The sequence below is a fragment of the Actinomadura opuntiae genome, from assembly GCF_030283205.1.
Lineage (GTDB): Bacteria > Actinomycetota > Actinomycetes > Streptosporangiales > Streptosporangiaceae > Spirillospora.
The window spans coordinates 61,007-76,090 of record NZ_JASNWF010000031.1; the positions used below are offsets into that span (position 1 = coordinate 61,007).

Genomic DNA, 15,084 nt, shown 5'->3' on the forward strand with positions numbered 1-15,084 from the left:
GCGGGGCCGCTACCGTGGTGCGCCGTGAGCGAGGTGCATGAGTCCCGGCTGGCGCGCCGGGTGTCGGACGCCGCCGGCGACCTGGTGAAGCGGTCCCGGACCGTGGCCCCCGTGGACGTGTTCGTCCGGCTCGGCTGGCTCCGCACGGCGACCGTGGACGAATGGCGGCAGGGTCGGCACGACCACCTGCACGCCGCGATGACCGTCCGTCCCGACAAGGTCGCCGCAGCGCTGCGCGCCCTGCGCGCCTGGGCGGAGGCGAACGGCTTGGAGCCCGCCGAGACGCCCTACCCGGCCGCCACCCGCGACCACCGCGAGCTGCGCTTCACCGCCGGCGGGGGCGTCGCCGCCGAACGCGCCCACCGCACGCACTGGCTGTCCCCCGACCTGACGCCCGCGCAGCGCGAGCGCCTCGCCGCCCGGCAGGCCAAGGCGCCCGACATCACCGTCCTGATGCCGCCCGGCGACTGGACGTGCGACGGCTGCCACTCCCCCGGCGGCCTGCAGGTCGTCGAGGACGGCGCGCCGCTGTGCCTGGACTGCGCCGACCTCGGGCACCTGGTGTTCCTGCCGTCCGGGAACGCCGCGCTGAGCCGCCGCGCGAAGAAGGAGAGCGGGCTGTCGGCCGTGGTCGTCCAGCACAACCGGCGCCGCAAGCGCTACGAGCGGCGCGGCGTGCTGGTCGAGGAGGCGGCGCTGGAGCGGGCCGAGGAGCAGTGCCTCGCCGACGAGGACCTGCGGGCCCGGCGCCGCGAGCGCGACCGGGAGCGGCGGGCCGTCGAGGACGAGGGCTTCCAGGCCCGGATGGCCGACGCGATCACCCGGCTGTTCCCCGGCTGCCCCGACGGCCGCGCCGAGGAGATCGCCCGGCACGCCGGGCTGCGCGGCAGCGGACGGGTCGGCCGCACGGCGGCGGGCCGCGACCTGGACGACAGCGCCGTCCCCCTCGCCGTCATCGCCTCGATCCGGCACCTCGACACCGGCTACGACGCGCTGCTGATGTCCGGGGTGCCGCGTCGCGTGGCCCGCGACCGCATCCGCGCCGACGTCGACGCGGTGCTGGCCGCCTGGCGCCGCCGTCCCTGACCGCCTCCGGCGTTCCGGTTGCCCGGCCCCTGCGGGCCGTGGATCATGGCCGCGTGACCGACGCCACCGACGATCTCGACACCGGCACCCCCAACGTCGCCCGGATGTACGACTACTGGCTCGGCGGCAAGGACAACTTCGCCGCCGACCGGGAGGCCGCCGCGCGGATCGTGGACATCTCCGAGGGACGGGTGGTGCGCGGCGTCCGGCTGAACCGGGCGTTCCTGCGCACCGCGGTGCGCGACGCCGCGCGGGCGGGGATCGCGCAGTTCCTCGACCTCGGGTCCGGGCTGCCGACGCGGGAGAACGTGCACGAGGCCGTCCGCGACGTCCGGCCGGAGGCGCGGACCGTCTACGTCGACAACGACCCGGTCGTGTGCGCGCACGGGCGCGCGCTGCTGGCGGACGCGGCTCGCGCCGGGTTCGTCCAGGGCGACCTGCGGCGCCCGGAGGAGATCCTGGCGCACCCGACCGTACGCGAGATGATCGATTTCTCCGCGCCGGTGGCGGTGCTGCTGGTGTCGGTGCTGCACTTCGTGGACGACGCCGAGGACCCCGCCGCGCTCGTCGGCCGCTACCGGGACGCGCTCGCGCCCGGCAGCCGGCTGATCCTTTCCCACCTGGCCTCGGACACCTTCCCGGAGGCGATGGCGAAGGCCGAGCGGGTCTACGAGGACGCCAGCGCCCGCCTCGGCGCCCGGCCGAGCGCGCAGATCCGCGGCTTCTTCGACGGGTTCGAGCTGCTGCCGCCCGGCCTGACCGGCCCGCGCGAGTGGCTGGACGGCGGCGCGCGGACCGACGGCGAGCGGTTCGCCGGGCTGGTGGGCGTCGGCGAGAAGCGCTGACACCCCCGCCGGCCCGGCGCGTGCCGCTTCAGGGCCAGGCTGGTCGGCTCAGGCCATGTTGAAGGTGGCGGGGTCCGGGCCGACCCGGGTGCCCTTGTCCAGCTCGGCGATCGCCTTCATGTCGTCCGGGCTCAGGTCGAAGCCGAACACGTCGATGTTCTCGGCGATCCGCGTCGGCGTCACCGACTTCGGGATGACGACGTTGCCGATCTGCAGGTGCCAGCGCAGCACGACCTGCGCCGGGGTGCGGCCGTGCGCCTGCGCGATGCGGGCGAGCGCCGGGTCGTCCAGCAGCCCCTGGCCCTGGCCGAGCGGCGCCCACGCCTCGGTGTGGATGCCGTTCTCCTGGTGGAAGGCGCGCAGCCCGTCCTGCTGGAAGTAGGGGTGCAGCTCGATCTGGTTGACCGCGGGCACCGTGTCGGACTCGTCCATGACGCGGCGCAGGTCGTCGATCCGGAAGTTGGAGACGCCGATCGAGCGGATCCGGCCGTCGGCCTTCAGCTTCTCGAACGCCCGCCAGGTGTCCAGGAAGGCGCCGCGCTCGGGCAGCGGCCAGTGGATCAGGTACAGGTCGAGGTAGTCGAGGCCGAGGCGGCGCATGCTGGCGTCGAACGCCCGGAGCGTCTCGTCATAGCCCTGGTCGCTGTTCCACAGCTTGGTGGTGATGAACAGCTCCTCGCGCGGCAGCCCGGAGGCGCGCAGCGCGCGGCCCGTGCCCTCCTCGTTGCCGTAGGCGCTGGCGGTGTCCACGCTGCGGTACCCGTCGCGCAGCGCCACCTCGACGGCGTGCTCGGCCTCCTCGTCGGTCACCTGGAACACCCCGAAGCCGAGCTGCGGCATCATGGCGCCGTCGTTGAGCTTGACGTCCGGTACGGTCATGGTCCTCCCCCTTCGATGTCGCGTGCCCGGAATCCGCCGGTGCCGGAATCCGCCGTGCCAGGAGAGCCGTGCCCGCCAGATCCGGGACCGAACCTGTGACCCGGCTCCCACCGGCGCGCCGCGGGCCCGTCACGGGGCGGGCGGGCGGACCCGTTCGGCGAGCCGGCGCAGCGCGTCCTCGGTGATCGCGAAGTGGTGGCCCGCGATGCGCGCCGCCGCGTCGCCGTCGCCGCGCGCGATCGCGTCGGCGAGCGCGTGGTGGTGCGGCCTGGCCTCCTCGTAGATGGCCCAGGTGTACGGCTCGGCGGACACGCCGAGGCTCACCTCCGACAGCAGCCGCTCGTGCAGCCCGGCCAGCCGCGCGTTGTGCGCGGCGCGGGCGACCGCCGCGTGCAGCCGGACGTCGTGCTCGCGGGCCTCGCCGGGCGTCGCGGCGGCGTCGAACGCGGCCAGCGCCTCGGCGATGGCCGCGCGGTCGGCGGCGTCGGCGCGCTCGGCGGCGGTGCGGGCGATCAGGCTCTCGACGAGCCGCCGGTAGTCGAACAGCTCCTCGAACTCCGTCCAGCGCTCCAGCAGCGCGCTGCGCACCGCGCCCTCGCTGGCCTCCGCCCACTCGGCGCGGACGAAGGCGCCGCCGCCCCGGCCGCGCCGGACCTCGACCAGGCCGGAGTCGGCGAGCCGGCGCAGCGCGGCCCGCACGCTCTCCCGGCTGACCCGCAGCAGCGCGGCCAGGTCGCGCTCGCTGGGCAGCCGGTCGCCGAGGCTGAACTCGCCGAGCGCGATCGCCGTCGCCAGCCGGTGCGCGACCTGCTCGCCGGTGGTCGCCGGGCGCAGCGGCCCGAGCGCCTCGTGCTCCATGCTCCGCCGTCCCCCCGCTCCGCCGCGTGTCAGGTCTCGCTGTGCCGGCACGTCCGAAACCATAACTTCCCACAAAGGTCTAGAAATTAGACCTTTAACCGCATAGTCTCGCATCCGGCCGCGGCCCGCGCCGCGCCCGTCCCCCGCCGGCGCCCCGCCCGGCCGGGATCCTCCCAGCTCACCGGAGGTATGCGTGATCGCACCGGCGACCGCCGAGGGCCACGCCCCCTTCCGCGGCCACCGCACCTGGTACCGCGTCACCGGCCCGTCCGGCGCGTCCGGCCCGGGGAAGGCGCCGCTCGTCGTGCTGCACGGCGGCCCCGGCTGCACCCACGACTACGTGCTCGCGTTCGCCGACCTCGCCGCCGCGACCGGCCGGCAGGTGATCCACTACGACCAGCTCGGCAACGGCCGCTCCACCCACCTGCCGGACGCGGGCGCGAACTTCTGGACCGTCGAGCTGTTCCTGGACGAGCTGGACAACCTGCTCGCCCACCTGGGCATCGCCGGCGGCTACCACCTGCTCGGCCAGTCGTGGGGCGGGATGCTCGGCGCCGAGCACGCGGTGCGGCGGCCCGCCGGCCTGCGCTCCCTGGTGATCGCGAACTCGCCCGCCTCGATGCCGCTGTGGCTGGAGGCCGCCGCCGGGCTGCGGGCCGCCCTGCCCGTCGAGGTGGAGGCGACGCTCCGCGAGCACGAGGCCGCAGGCACCACCGACTCCGACGAGTACGCCAAGGCCATGCGGGTCTTCTACGACCGGCACGTCTGCCGGATCCCCTGGCCGGACGAGGTCGCCCGCACGTTCGCCGCGATCGACGAGGACCCGACCGTCTACCACACGATGAACGGGCCCAGCGAGTTCCACGTCGTCGGCACCCTGCGGGACTGGACGATCGTCGACCGGCTCGACCGGATCGCCAGCCCCACCCTCGTCGTCTCCGGACGGCACGACGAGGCGACGCCCGACGCCGTCCGCCCCTACGCCGACCGCATCCCCGGCGCGCGCTGGCAGATCTTCGAGGACTCCAGCCACATGCCGCACGTCGAGGAGCGCGAGGCCTGCATGTCCGCCGTCGGCGCGTTCCTCGACGCGCACGACCCCACCCCCTGACCCCGGAAAGGCGCGCGATGTCGACCGCCAGCCCCAACCCCGCGCCCTCCGGCGCCTCCCCCGGACCCGCCGCGTCCTCCGCCGCCGAGTCGGCGGAGGGGACGCTGAAGGCCTTCGGCTACGACCAGGAGCTCAAGCGCTCGCTGAGCATGGCCGACCTGGTGATCTACGGCCTGGTGTTCATGGTGCCGATCGCGCCGTTCACCATCTTCGGCGTCGTGTTCAACGGCTCCAAGGGCATGGTCGCGCTGACCTACGTCATCGGCCTGGTCGCGATGCTGTTCACCGCGCTCAGCTACCGGGAGATGTCGCGGGCGTTCCCGATCGCCGGGTCCGTGTACGCCTACGCCGGACGCGGCATCAACGACAAGGTCGGCTTCCTCGCCGGCTGGGCGATCCTGCTGGACTACCTGCTGGTCCCGACGCTGCTGTACGTGATGAGCGCGGCGGCGCTGAACTCGCTGCTGCCGGCCGTCCCGCAGTGGGCGTGGGTCATCGTGTTCGTGCTGGTCAACACGGTGATCAACTTTCTGGGCATCGAGTCGACCGCGCGGCTGAACCGGTTGTTCCTGTTCGCCGAGCTGGTGGTGCTCGCGCTGTTCGTCGGGTTCGGCCTGACCGCGGTGGCACAGGGCAAGAACGGCGCGCACTTCTCCTTCGACCCGATGCTCGAGCCCGGCCTGCTGACCCCCGGGCTCATCTTCGGGGCGCTGTCGATCGCGGTGCTCAGCTTCCTCGGCTTCGACGGCATCTCCACCCTGTCGGAGGAGGTCCGCGACTCCGGCCGCCGGATCGTCGGCCGCGCCACCGTGCTGGCGCTGTGCCTGGTCGCGGTCCTGTTCGTGGTGCAGACGTGGGTGGCGGCGCTGCTCGTGCCCGGCAAGACCGAGTTCTCCGGGGACGACGCGACCAACTCCGCCTTCTACGACATCGCGCAGATCGCCGGCGGGCACTGGCTGAAGGTCACCGTCGCGATCGCCGCGGCGCTCGCCACCGGCATCGCCAACTCGCTGGTCGCGCAGGCCGCCACGTCCCGGCTGCTGTTCAGCATGGCGCGCGACCGCAAGCTGCCCGCGTTCCTCGCCCACATCCACCCCACGCGCAAGACGCCCGAGCGCGCGATCCTGTTCGTCGCGGTGATCTCCCTGGTGCTCGGGCTGTTCTTCACCGGCCAGATCGACGTGCTGTCGTCGCTGGTCAACTTCGGCGCGCTGTTCTCGTTCCTGCTGCTGCACGTCGCGGTCTTCGTGCACTTCAAGCTACGGAACAAGAGCACACGCTGGGGCCTGCACATCCTCGCCCCCGCGATCGGCTTCGTGATCATCGGCTCGGTGCTGTGGAACGCCGACGCCCGCGCGAAGATCGGCGGGATCTGCTGGCTCGTCGTGGGGGCGCTGGTGATGCTGTTCTACCGGCGCTCCGGCCGCGGCACCGACCTGAAGCTGGAGGACTGATGCACATCCGCCGCACGAGCGTGCACAACGCGTGGGACAACGCGATCGCGCCCATCGCGACGATCGCCCCCGGCGCCGAGCTCACCGTCGAGACGGCGGACGCGAGCGGCGGGCAGCTCGGCCCCGGCTCCGGCTCCGCCGACGTCGCCGCGCTCGACTTCGGCCGCGTCAACCCCGTCACCGGCCCGTTGCTGGTCGAGGGCGCCGCGCCCGGCGACGCCCTGGTGATCGACGTCCTCGACATGGCGGTCGGCGCATGGGGCTGGACGGCCTGCATCCCCGGCTTCGGGCTGCTCGCCGACGACTTCCCGGACGCCCACCTGCGCATCTCGCGGATCGCGGACGGGGCCGCCGAGCTGCTGCCGGGGCTGCGCGTCCCGGTCGTCCCGATGATCGGCACGATCGGCGTCGCGCCGCCCGAGCCCGGCGAGCACTCGATCGTCCCGCCGCGCCGCTGGGGCGGCAACATGGACGTCCGGCACATCGGCCCCGGCGCCCGGCTCGTCCTGCCCGTCGGCGTGGACGGCGCGCTGCTGTCGCTCGGCGACGCGCACGCCGCGATGGGCGACGGCGAGGTCTGCGGCACCGGCGTCGAGACCGACGCGACCGTCCGGCTCCGGGTGGACGTCCGCCGCGGCGCCGCCCCGTCCACCCCGGTGATCGAGACCGACCCGCGCACGCAGCGCACCGGCGCCGCCCTCGTCACCACCGGCATCGGCCCCGACCTCATGGCGGCGTCCAGGGACGCGGCGCGCGCGCTCGTCGCGGAGGTCGCGGCCCGCACCGGCATGGCCCCGGCCGACGCCTACCTGCTGGCGAGCGTCGCCGCCGACCTGAAGATCTCCGAGGTCGTCGACGCGCCGAACTGGATCGTCTCCGCCCACCTGGAGCTGTCGCTGCTCACCTGACCGCCGCGGCCGCGATGAGTTCCCGGGCGGCGGCCGGTCATAACCCTGGAAACACCAGGAGACGAGAGGTGAACAGCGATGACCGACCGCGAACCCATCGACGTCCGCGACCTCGACATCTACGACAGCGGCGGCCCCATGCCCTGGGAACGGGCCCGGACCGCGCTGGCCGGCGGCCTGCCGAAGATGGAGACGCCCGTCTTCCTCGGCACCGTCCGGCCGGACGGGCGCCCGCACTCGGCGGGCATCGGCGCGCTCTGGCACGACGGCGAGCTGTACTTCACCAGCGGGCCGGGGACGCGCAAGTCCCGCAACCTCGCGCAGAACCCGGCCTGCACGCTGTCGACCCGGCTGGAGGGCATGGACCTCGTCCTGGAGGGCGAGGCCGCGCGCGTCACCGACCCGGCGGTGCTCGAACCGGTCGCGGCCGCCTACCGCGAGGGCGGCTGGCCCGCCCAGGTCGACGGTGACGCCTTCACCGCGCCATACAGCGCGCAGAGCGCCGGCCCGCCGCCCTGGCACGTGTACCGCTTCACCATGCACGCCGCCGTCGGCGTGGCGTTCGTCGAGCCGTTCGCCGCGACCCGCTGGACCTTCACGGTGTGACACCGTCCTACGGTGGTGCGATGACCGAACCGCGTGGGGACCTGCGTCCGCCGAGCCTGAACTCCGACGAGCGGACGACGCTGCTGGCGTTCCTGCACTACCTGCGGGACGCCGTGGTCGCCAAGGCGTCCGGCGTGCCGGAGGAGGCGGCGCGCGCGCCGGGCGTCCCGTCCGGCACGAGCCTGCTGGGGCTGGTCAAGCACCTCGCCCGCACGGAGCTGAACTGGTTCCTGTGGGCGTACGAGGGCGCCGACGTGCCGCTGCTGGACGACGGCGAGCCGCCGCTGCCCGGCGAGACGGCCGCGGACATCATCGCCGGCTACCGCGCGGCCGCCGAACGCACGGACGCGATCGCGGCGGCGTGCCCGGACCTCGACCGTCCGGGCGCCCGGTCGCTGCGCGAGACGGACCCGCCGTCCATGCGCTGGCTGCTGGTGCACATGATCGAGGAGACCGCCCGGCACGCGGGCCACGCCGACATCCTCCGCGAGCAGCACGACGGCTCGGTGGGCCGCTGACCTTCCGGGAACCGATCGGCTCCGGGCGGGCAACAAGGGGCGTCCCGATCCAGAGCCGAGAGGCCCCACCATGAGCGAGACGAGCCGGGCCGAGGCCGATGACGCCTCCTGCATCGGACGCTCCCGGCACGAGCCGGAGGCGTTCGCCGAGATATTCCGCCGGCACGCGCCCGACATCAAGCGGTACGTCACCCGCAGGCTCGGCGCCGACGCCGCCGAGGACGTCGTCGCCGAGACCTTCCTGACGGCGTTCCGGCAGCGGCACGGCTACGACCTGGAGCGCCCGAACGCGCGCCCGTGGCTGTACGGCATCGCCACCAACCTGATGGGGCGGCACGTCCGCACGGAGGTCCGGCAACTGCGGGCCCTGCGGCGCACGGGCGTCGACCCGGTGACGGCGGCGTTCACCGACCGCAGCGACGAGCGGCTCACCGCCGAGGCGTCCGGCCCGCGGCTCGCGGCGGCGCTGGCCGCGATGCCGAAGGGACGCCGCGACGCGCTGCTGCTGGTGGCGTGGGAGGGCCTCAGCTACCCGGAGGTCGCGCGGGCGCTGGGCGTCCGCGTCGGCACGGTCCGGTCGCGGATCAACCGGGCCCGGGCGCAGCTGCGCCGCGAGCTCGGCGGGACGGACGTCATGGCCATCGTCAGCGAGGAGCCCGTCCATGAATGAGATGACCCGACTCGAACGGTTCCGCTCCGAGGTCCCCCGGCCCGGCCCGTCCGACCTGCGCGCCGAGGAGGACCGGCTGCTGGCCGCCATGCTCGCCCCGGAACCGGCGGCGCCCCGGCCGCGCCGCCGCACCCGCCTCCGGCTCGCCGCCGTGACCGCCGGGGTCGCGGCGGCCTCCGTGACCGCGGGCCTGGTCGTGGCGGACCCCGGCGGTTCGCCGCACCGCGTCCCGTCCGTCCGCACGATGCCGGCCGCGCACGTCGAACTGCTCCAGCACGCCGCGGACGCGGCGAGCCGGACGCCGGAACTGCATCCGAGGCCCGGCCAGTTCCTCGTCTACCGATCGCTGACCATGGACCCGGTGGAGTCCAACAGCGGGCATGGCCGCACCCGTTACCTGGCACGCACGGAACGCACGATCTGGCTGCCCGTCAACGACGACGCGACCCACGGCGTCCTGCAGACCGACCCCCTGCCGCCCGAGCCCTTCCCCGGGGAGACCCTCCCGCCGGAGGCCCGCAACGAGGCCAGGCGCACCGGTCCCGAAAAGGCCGCGGACTTCGACCACCGCGCGGAGTGGCTGCGCACCGACTACGCCTACCTGAGCCGCCTGCCCGCCGACCCCGCGGGGATGTACCGGCACCTGTACTCCCACCTCGGCACCGGTCCTTCGGCCGACGGCCAGGCATGGCAGAACGTCGGAAGCATGCTCACCGAGGCGTACCTGCCCGCCGCGCAGCGCAAGGCGCTGTTCCGGGCGGCGGCCGCGATCCCGGGCGTCCGAACCGTCGGCCGGGCCGTGGACGCCGCCGGCCGCGCGGGCATCGCGGTGTCCCTGGACGTCCCCGGAAGCGGCCAACGGGACGAGTACATCTTCGCCCCGAAGACCTACCTCTACCTCGGCCGGCGGACCGTCGTCACCAACGCGTCACGCGCACACGCCCCGCTGGGCACCGTCCTGACCTCAACAGCACAACTCAGCATCCACCTCACCAACCACGCCCCCACCGTGAAACCCCACTGACCTGCGCAAGGGCCCGTCCTCCGGAGGTTGATTGGAGGACGGGCCCTGCGGTGGTCAGGCTTGGTTGCTCCGGAGGGTGTGGGGGCCGTGCAGGCCTTCGATGTAGACGTACTCGCCGTCGGTGCTGACGCCCTTCGTTCGCGCCCGGCGGCCGTCCCAGACGAGGCGGCCGTCGACCCGGACCTCGATCCGCTCGCCGAACGTCGGTACGCCGGCGCGGCCGGTCGCGGCGCGCGGCGCCTTCAGCTTTGCGCTATAGGCGCCGTTGGAGATTTTCCAGGACGCGTTGACGGCGCCGAGCGGTGTGGTGATGCGGCCCTGGGCGAAGGTGAGGTCGGCGGTGTGCGGGACGAAGTCGAACGTCCGCCCGCCGGTGCCGGTCGGGTTCAGGCCGAGGACGCCGAAGGTCAGCGCGGTGACGGGGCCGGTCGCCCAGGCGTGCGCGAGGCTTACGTAGGTGCTGCAAAACACGCATCCGTCGCCGGGGTTGCGGTAGGACTCCCAGAAGGTGCTGCCCGTGCCCTGCGGGTTGCTGAGCATGTAGCCCCACTCGCGCCGGATGATGTCGACGCCGGCCTGGTCGGCGGCCCGGCCGCCGGCAGCGAAGTGCGCGTTGGCCTCGATCGAGCCGGAGAAGACGCCCGGGTTGCCCTTGTTCTCGGGTGCGGTGGAGCCGACCTCGTTCCAGTTGCCCTTCAGTTCCGCGCTGATGCGGCGGGCCTGGGTCTGGTCGGCGAGGCCGTACCAGACGGCGAGGGCATTGCCGTCCTGCGGGTGGATGGCGTTGTTCGGGTAGAACTTGTACGCGCCGGCGGCGTCGTCCCAGAAGTTGGCGTTGATGGCGGTGCGCAGCGCGGCGGCTCGCTGGGCGTAGGACGCCGCGAGGTCGCCGTCGCCCTGGGTGCGGGCGAGCTGCGAGCCGGTATCGAGGACGCGCCACAGCAGCACGTTCGCGATGAGGTTCTCGCCCTTGGCCAGGATCCGGACGGAGTCGGACGTCCCGGTGATCGACAGCAGGCCGTTCGCGTCGATCTTTGTCGAGCTGTAGTCGACGGCTTTCCTGTACCGGTCCCAGATGCCCGAGATCCAGCGCGCGTCGCCGGTGTAGCGGTAGTAGTCCCAGCTCGCGGCGAGGGTCCACAGGTGGTAGGTGTCGGAGCCGTACTTGTTCAACTCCGGCCCGGCGTAGGGCAGCTCGCCGGTGTCGCGCTGGTGCTGGTAGATCACGTCGAGGGAGTTGCGGGCGGACGCGGTGTCGTCGAACGCCGCGTACGCGCTCGGGATCTCGATGCCGAGGTCGCCGGGCCAGACCGTCCGGTCGCGCTTGGCGCCGTCCACGAGGATGGACGCGCCGGAGCCGATGTCGCCGGTGTTGTCCCACAGCTGCGCGGGCGGCTCCCAGACTCGGCCGGTCTTCGGCGAGATCGTGTTCAGCTGGACGGTGTAGGCGCCCGCGTACCAGAGCCGGTTCAGCAGGTCGTCGCTGGAGTAGAAGTAGTTCGCGTACTTGGACGGGTCCTTCACCTGCGGCGCGGGCGTGTAGTGCAGCGACACCCCGTCCAGGTCGACGCTCCCGCCGGATTGCATGAAGACCGTCAGGTAGCGGAAGCCGCCGCGCAGGTACTTCTCGGGCGTGGTGTAGGCGGTGCGGCCGTCGACGTCGGCGGTGAGGGCGCCGTCGCGGCTGCGCGGGCCGCCGGTCGAGGCGTCGCTGTCGGTGCCGACGTAGGCGGACGACTCGTTGAACGCCAGCCCGACCTGCTGCGCGCCGTCCGATCCGGCGAAGTGCAGGGTGGTGAGGCCGCCGACCTCCTTGCCGAAGTCGAGCGTGACGTAAGAGCCCGCGCCGCTGAGCGTGGTCTTGTGCCCCTTGAGCACGGCGGACGGGTTCTCGACGCCGCCGCCGGTGTTGTAGACGGCGACGGGGCGGAGCGTCCGGGACGACGGCGACAGGTTGTACCGCTTCCACGGCGCCGAACCGTGCCCGGGGGCCGGGGCGGCCGAAGCCGGAACGGCCTGGGCCGCCAGCAGGGCGGACATTCCCAAGGTCAGAGCGGCGATGCGCCGCCTGGATACGCTGTGGTGCATGGGTTCCTCGGATTCCGGGGATTCACGTGCGGGAGGGCGGGCCAACGCCCTCCCGCACTCGTTCTCGGGGACGGGCGTCAGCGGGTGCGGATCGCCGCCTCGCCGTACGGGACGAGCCGGACCGGCCCGATCAGCCCGTACGCCTGCCGCGACGCCCCGCCGTAGACGCCGGGGTCGGAGACCCGCAGCCGGTTGTTCAGCGTCGTGGCGACCTCGACCTCGATCGTGTTGGCGCCGCGCCGCAGGTAGGGGCCGATGTCGGCGGTCGGGTACAGCACGCTGACCGGTGGGACGCGGCGGCCGTTCACCGTCACCCGGCAGGTGTCGAAGACCTCGCCGAGGTCCAGGACGGCGCCGGCACCGCCGTCCCAGTGGACCGTGGTGCTGTAGGTGCCGATGCCGGAGACGTCCGCGAGTTCGGGGATGTCGGGCCAGGGCTTGAGGGCGTCGAGCGTCAGGTCGTGGCGCTCCGTGCCGTCCGGGGTCATGTCCTCGACGCGCAGCCGCCAGCTCGTGAGGGTCTGCGCGGCGGGGACGGCGCCGATGGCGGTCGTGACCGTGCGCCCGTCCGCGAGCGTGGTGGCGTAGCTGCCGGCGGTGGCGGCGCGGACGATGAGCCGCTGCCCGTCCACCCGGACCTGGGCCTCCGAGGCCGTGGCGGACGGGTGGTGCCCGCCGCGCGCCAGCATGATCACGGTGGCCTCGGACGGCTGGAGCGCGACCCGGACCGTGACGGTGTCGCCGTCCGCCTTGTAGACCGCGATCGGTTCGGTCTCGCCCGTCCACAGGTCCAGCCGGTACGGGACGGCCTTGCGGTCGGCGCGGACGAAGGACACCTCGTGGTCGATCGCGGCGACCGGCGGCTTGACCGTCTCGGCGTGCTTGCCGTTGCACAGGTAGAAGTAGTCGACGCGGCCGTCCCGCCGGTGGGCGTTGAGCAGCGTGGAGCTCTGCGCGTAGCTGGCCTCCGGGCGCAGGCCGAGGGCGTCGAGCGCGCCCGCCACGTCGGTCTCCGCCGCGACCGTCTTCACGCGTGGTAGCGCGAACATCTCCTTGAGGACGGCGCGGAGCTGGTCGTTCTCTCCGTCCTTCGCGATGCCGGGGACGGTCGCGGCCGACCAGTCGCCCAGGAACACCAGCGGCAGACCCGCCTTGGCGAGCTTCAGCATTGTGCGGGCGCTGTCGAGCGGGAGCGTGCACGCGTTGCCGTTGAAGCGGTCGCCCTCGACGAACAGCACCTGGTAGGCGGGGCCGTCGGGGGCGAGCCGCCCGTCCCGGACCGTCGCCGACGGCAGGTCCAGCAGCGGCGCGCTGATCATCTGGTGCGTCCAGCCGAGCGGGACGCCGTACTTGGTGAACCAGCCGACGCCGATGCCGGTCTTGGTGTACCCCTTCTGGCGGAACACCGCGACGTCGATGCGGCTCTTGCCAGCACGCATGGTCTGGTGGATGCGCGCAAGGTAGGCGGCGATGTCGGGGACGTGCCGCCACGTCGGCTGGCGCGGCCCCCACGACTCGGCGAACCCGATGCCGCCGTTGTACGGAGTGAACGCCGCGAACCCGGGCCAGGCCGCGCCGGGCGCGGTCGCATAGGAGAACCCGTGGAAGACCGTCTGGTTGAGGCCGGCCGCGTAGGCGCCGCCCATGGTGCGCAGCAGCTTGTCCCACGTCGTGTTGTACGCGCCGCCCTGGTATGCCCCCGCCTCGCAGGACAGGATCTCCCGCCCGCCCATGTCGCGCCCGCCGGCGAGCGCGCGGTAGTCGTCCAGGTTCTTGAAGCCGAGCGACTCGCCTTCCGGGACGTCCAGGATCGCCGCCGAACGGATCGCGTCGGTCTGCAGCCCGTACGGCTGGGCGCGCAACTCCAGCCCGATCGAGTGCGCCCACGTCCGCAGCGCCTCGAAGTGGTACTCGTTCAGCAGGTCGGAGAGCGTCAGCCAGAAGTCGTGCCGCGCCTGCGCGGTGCGGCCCGCCTCGTAGGCGTAGACGGTGTTCTCCTTGTTCAGGACGATCACCGGCAGGTACGGCATCAGGTCGTAGCCGCGCCGCCTGCGGAACTCGGCGGGCAGGTCCGGGGTCCAGTTGAGGGCGGGCGTCTCCAGCTCGATCGAGTCCTCGAACAGCGTCCCGCCGGCCTTGCGGATCAGCTTGCGGACGCGCGGGGTGAGCAGCCGCGCCTCCCAGAACGCGGTGACCGCGCGCGTGCCCGCCTTGCTGAAGTGGTCGACGACGCAGGATTCGGGGCTGCTGTGCGGGCCGCCCTCGGGCTGCTGGCCGCTGCCGCGCCGCCAGTACGACAGCAGCACCCAGTCGCCGCCGTCCGGGGCCGTCCAGGTGATCCGGCCGTCCTTCGCCCGCTCGGTGAGGTCGGTGAACGAGGCGAAGGCGAGCCCGGTCTCCTTGCGGGTCGCGTTCGCCGTGTCGATCTTCACGGCGTGGACGGCGACGAGGTCCCGCTTCGTCACGCCCTTCGCCGCCGCGGCGACGGGCTCGGGCACCGGGCCGTCGTGCGTCGCGCCGCCCGCGACCGTCACCGTCCCGTACGCCAGCTCCTGCACGGCGGCGGCGTCGTCCGGCGTGATCGTCGGGACGGCGGCGGGCCAGGCCGGGCCGATCGTCAGGTCCACGGTCAGCCCGCGCCGGGCGGCCTGGTCGAGCGCGGCCTCGACGCCGGCGACCCACGCTGCGGTGCCCCAGCCGTGCCCCGCCGGGTCCAGGACGGACGCGTCCTTGATGCTGTGGTGCACGGCGGAGATCTCGCCGCCGCCGAACCCGGCGTCGGCCATCTGGTCGATCTCGCGGCGGATCTCGGCGGGGTCGACCAGCCCGTCCGGCCACCACCAGCGGAACCGCGGCCGCACGGCCGCGCCGGGCCGGGCGAACCCGCCCGCGCCCGGCGCTGCCGGAGCCGCGGCGACCGCCTCTCCCCCGAGCGCGGGGGCCGCGGCCGCCACGACGGCGGCGGCGGTGCCGAACTGCAGCACGCGCCGGCGGGTCAGCCCGCCCGGTCCCTGCTCGCTACGGTCGTCGTTCACTT

General features: G+C 73.6%; 13 protein-coding genes. 9 read left to right on the top strand and 4 right to left on the bottom strand.

All coding sequences use genetic code 11. The features are described from left to right. The first annotated feature begins 24 nt into the window (after positions 1-24). Both QP089_RS43640 and QP089_RS43645 read left to right on the top strand, forming a co-directional pair. Positions 25-1,086: a DUF2293 domain-containing protein gene (locus QP089_RS43640; RefSeq protein WP_285920450.1), complete on the top strand. Its 1,062-nt coding sequence runs from the start codon at positions 25-27 to the stop codon at positions 1,084-1,086. A 53-nt stretch (positions 1,087-1,139) separates the two neighbouring features. Further along, a complete protein-coding gene (locus QP089_RS43645; RefSeq protein WP_285920451.1) occupies positions 1,140-1,931 on the top strand; it encodes an SAM-dependent methyltransferase in 792 nt (263 codons plus the stop codon). A 48-nt stretch (positions 1,932-1,979) separates the two neighbouring features. On the opposite strand, the gene QP089_RS43650 is transcribed toward QP089_RS43645, so the two are convergent. Then, on the bottom strand, positions 1,980-2,810 hold the full coding sequence (locus QP089_RS43650; RefSeq protein WP_285920452.1) for an aldo/keto reductase: 831 nt from the start codon (positions 2,808-2,810) through the stop codon (positions 1,980-1,982). A 129-nt stretch (positions 2,811-2,939) separates the two neighbouring features. After that, positions 2,940-3,668 carry a FadR/GntR family transcriptional regulator gene (locus tag QP089_RS43655; RefSeq protein WP_285920453.1) on the bottom strand — a complete coding sequence of 243 codons (729 nt, stop codon included), beginning with the start codon at positions 3,666-3,668 and terminating at the stop codon, positions 2,940-2,942. A gap of 193 nt (positions 3,669-3,861) precedes the next feature. Between QP089_RS43655 and QP089_RS43660 the strand changes: the two genes are divergently transcribed. From QP089_RS43660 to QP089_RS43690, 7 genes are all read left to right on the top strand, one after another. Next, positions 3,862-4,779: a proline iminopeptidase-family hydrolase gene (locus tag QP089_RS43660; protein WP_285920454.1), complete on the top strand. Its 918-nt coding sequence runs from the start codon at positions 3,862-3,864 to the stop codon at positions 4,777-4,779. 17 nt (positions 4,780-4,796) lie between these two features. Beyond that, on the top strand, positions 4,797-6,233 hold the full coding sequence (locus QP089_RS43665; RefSeq protein WP_285920455.1) for an APC family permease: 1,437 nt from the start codon (positions 4,797-4,799) through the stop codon (positions 6,231-6,233). After that, the gene (locus tag QP089_RS43670; protein WP_285920456.1) at positions 6,233-7,141 is read left to right on the top strand and encodes an acetamidase/formamidase family protein; all 909 of its coding nucleotides are present in this window, start codon (positions 6,233-6,235) and stop codon (positions 7,139-7,141) included. Before QP089_RS43665 ends, QP089_RS43670 begins: the two co-directional genes overlap by 1 nt. Before the next feature lie 78 nt (positions 7,142-7,219). Then, positions 7,220-7,747 (top strand): pyridoxamine 5'-phosphate oxidase family protein, encoded by a 528-nt coding sequence (locus QP089_RS43675; RefSeq protein WP_285920457.1) that lies wholly within the window; start codon positions 7,220-7,222, stop codon positions 7,745-7,747. Positions 7,748-7,767: 20 nt separating this feature from the next. Next, on the top strand, positions 7,768-8,265 hold the full coding sequence (locus QP089_RS43680; RefSeq protein WP_285920458.1) for a DinB family protein: 498 nt from the start codon (positions 7,768-7,770) through the stop codon (positions 8,263-8,265). 70 nt (positions 8,266-8,335) lie between these two features. Then, positions 8,336-8,935 (top strand): RNA polymerase sigma factor, encoded by a 600-nt coding sequence (locus QP089_RS43685; protein ID WP_285920459.1) that lies wholly within the window; start codon positions 8,336-8,338, stop codon positions 8,933-8,935. Continuing rightward, complete coding sequence (locus QP089_RS43690; RefSeq protein WP_285920460.1) at positions 8,928-9,959, top strand: CU044_5270 family protein; 1,032 nt, start codon at positions 8,928-8,930, stop codon at positions 9,957-9,959. The genes QP089_RS43685 and QP089_RS43690 overlap by 8 nt, the downstream gene beginning before the upstream one ends. Before the next feature lie 54 nt (positions 9,960-10,013). On the opposite strand, the gene QP089_RS43695 is transcribed toward QP089_RS43690, so the two are convergent. Together QP089_RS43695 and QP089_RS43700 are read right to left on the bottom strand one after the other, a co-directional pair. Beyond that, on the bottom strand, positions 10,014-12,047 hold the full coding sequence (locus tag QP089_RS43695) for an alpha-L-rhamnosidase-related protein (protein ID WP_285920461.1): 2,034 nt from the start codon (positions 12,045-12,047) through the stop codon (positions 10,014-10,016). Between the two features lie 77 nt (positions 12,048-12,124). Beyond that, positions 12,125-15,082, bottom strand: coding sequence for a glycosyl hydrolase (locus tag QP089_RS43700; RefSeq protein ID WP_285920462.1), 2,958 nt, complete (start codon positions 15,080-15,082; stop codon positions 12,125-12,127). Between the last annotated feature and the right edge of the window lie 2 nt (positions 15,083-15,084).

Bases quoted from the DNA above. Each gene is read 5' to 3' on its own strand.
- QP089_RS43650 (WP_285920452.1), bottom strand. From the start codon at position 2,810: ATGACCGTACCGGACGTCAAGCTCAACGACGGCGCCATGATGCCGCAG.
- QP089_RS43655 (WP_285920453.1), bottom strand. From the start codon at position 3,668: ATGGAGCACGAGGCGCTCGGGCCGCTGCGCCCGGCGACCACCGGCGAG.
- QP089_RS43665 (WP_285920455.1), top strand. From the start codon at position 4,797: ATGTCGACCGCCAGCCCCAACCCCGCGCCCTCCGGCGCCTCCCCCGGA.
- QP089_RS43670 (WP_285920456.1), top strand. From the start codon at position 6,233: ATGCACATCCGCCGCACGAGCGTGCACAACGCGTGGGACAACGCGATC.
- QP089_RS43675 (WP_285920457.1), top strand. From the start codon at position 7,220: ATGACCGACCGCGAACCCATCGACGTCCGCGACCTCGACATCTACGAC.
- QP089_RS43680 (WP_285920458.1), top strand. From the start codon at position 7,768: ATGACCGAACCGCGTGGGGACCTGCGTCCGCCGAGCCTGAACTCCGAC.
- QP089_RS43685 (WP_285920459.1), top strand. From the start codon at position 8,336: ATGAGCGAGACGAGCCGGGCCGAGGCCGATGACGCCTCCTGCATCGGA.
- QP089_RS43690 (WP_285920460.1), top strand. From the start codon at position 8,928: ATGAATGAGATGACCCGACTCGAACGGTTCCGCTCCGAGGTCCCCCGG.
- QP089_RS43695 (WP_285920461.1), bottom strand. From the start codon at position 12,047: ATGCACCACAGCGTATCCAGGCGGCGCATCGCCGCTCTGACCTTGGGA.